Genomic DNA, 1934 nt, shown 5'->3' on the forward strand with positions numbered 1-1934 from the left:
ATCTGGACCAGCGTCTTGCGGTCGGCGCGGTCGGCGAGCTTCCCCCACAGCGGCAGACTGAGCGTCGAGGCCACCATCGTGGCCGCGACGACCCACGTGAAGGCGGCCTGACCGCCGTCCAGGTCGGCGACGACGCGCGGCAGCGCGGTGACGACCACCGTGCTGGACAGCAGGCCGGCGAAGAGGCCGAGCAGCAGGGCGCGGAGCGCTCGGCGCGTTTGTACGGCGCTCTTGTCCACCGCGCTCACGAGCGGGGCGGCGGGCTGTGCCATGGGGATCCTCGGGGTCTGCGGGGCCACGGAGAGGCGCCGTGACGGCTGGATGATGGCATCCGGCCGTGAGGGCACGGGACGCCGCACGCGCCGTACCGGCCACCGCAGTTGGGGAAGAGTTCAGTTGGGTGAACAGGCGGCTCGCACGGGTGATGCCGGGGTGAATGCCGTGGACGTGCCGTGGACGGAACCCCCGGTTCCTCCACCCGGCGGCGGGCTCCGTGCCCACCCACCCCGAGCGGGGCAGTTCACCCAAAGATCATTTCGGGGCGGCGGACACCCCGGCCGGTCAACTCGCCGTGCTAGACACCGGATCGGCAGTCGATCATTCCGGATCGCGGTCGGCCGGCGCGGCGAACGCCGTGGTCACCAGGCCCTTCCCGGACCGATACCGCCGTCGCACCACGCTCGCCGCTCACCCCCCGTATGCGCCTGGGAGTACGTACGTGCAAGACGACCACCTTCGTGGCCTGCCGCTGACCCCGGGACAGTCGGGCATGTGGTTCGGCCAGCAACTGGCGCCGGACAGCCGCGCCTACAACCTCGGCATCTACGTCGACATCGCCGGCCCGCTCGACGTCGCGCTGCTGGCCGAGGCCACGCGCCGCTTCCTGGACGAGGCCGAGGGGTTCCGCGTCCGGATCCGGGAGCACGAGGGCGAACTGCGCCAGCGGGCCGAGCCGGACGACGCGTGGGAGCAGCTCTTCGTCGACGTGTCCGCCGAGGCCGACCCCGAGGCCGCCGCGCACCGCTGGATGACGGCCGACATGGCGCGCCCGCGCCGTGTCGGCCACCCCCCGAACCTCACCAGCGCAGTGATCCGCGTCGCCGAGCAGCGCCACTGGTGGTACTCCGGCGTCCACCATGTGATCAGCGACGGGGCCGGCGCCGGTATCGCCGTGCGGCGCGCCGCGGCCATCTACACCGCTCTCCGGGAAGGGCGCGATCCCGCGGAGGGGGCGTTGCGCCCGTTCCGTGAACTGCTGGACGAGCAGACGGCCTACCGGGCCTCGGACGACTTCCGCGCCGACCGGGCGTACTGGCGGGAGCGGATGGCCGGCCGGCCCGCACCGGCCGCTCTCGTGGAACGTTCGGCGCCGCCCTGCGCCCCGGTGCACCGGCGGACCGCGTACCTGAGCGGGGAGGCCGAGTCGGGGATGCGGGCGGTCGCGCGGACCGCCCGGTCGAGCTGGCCGGCCGCCTTCGTCGCGGGCGCCGCCGCCTACCTGCACCGGATGACCGGGGCGGACGACCTGGTGCTGGGCTTCCCGGTCACCGCGCGCACCGGGTCCGCCTCGGACGCCGTCCCCGGCATGGTGTCCAACGTGGTCCCGCTGCGCCTGAGGGTGGACCCCGGCCTGACCTACGGCGAGCTGACCGCCCGGGTCGCGGCCGAGATGAAGGACGCGGTACGGCATCAGCGCTACCCGGAGGCGGACCTCGCCCGCGACCTCGGCCTCTCCGCGGGCGGCCGGCTCTACGGGCCGGTCGTCAACGTCATGCCGTTCGGCCAGGACTTCTCCTTCGGCGGCCTGCCCGGATCCCTGCACAGCCTGGCCGTCGGACCGGTGGCCGACCTGTCGATCGCCAGCTACGGCGGACGCCCGGGACAGCGCGGCGCCATCAAGGTCGTCGTCGACGGCAACCCCGCCCTGTACTCGG

At 73.8% G+C, this 1934-nt stretch carries 1 protein-coding gene and 1 pseudogene; one reads left to right on the plus strand and one right to left on the minus strand.

The window, feature by feature from the left end:
* A pseudogene (locus RIM90_RS29155) lies at positions 1 to 272 on the minus strand (MFS transporter); the annotation flags it as partial.
* Between the two features lie 446 nt (positions 273 to 718).
* Between RIM90_RS29155 and RIM90_RS29160 the strand changes: the two are divergent.
* A partial coding sequence (locus tag RIM90_RS29160) for a condensation domain-containing protein (protein ID WP_309063747.1) occupies positions 719 to 1934 on the plus strand: 1216 nt, incomplete at its 3' end.

Source organism: Streptomyces sp. (genome assembly GCF_031181555.1).
In the GTDB taxonomy this organism is placed as follows: Bacteria; Actinomycetota; Actinomycetes; order Streptomycetales; family Streptomycetaceae; genus Streptomyces; species Streptomyces fimbriatus.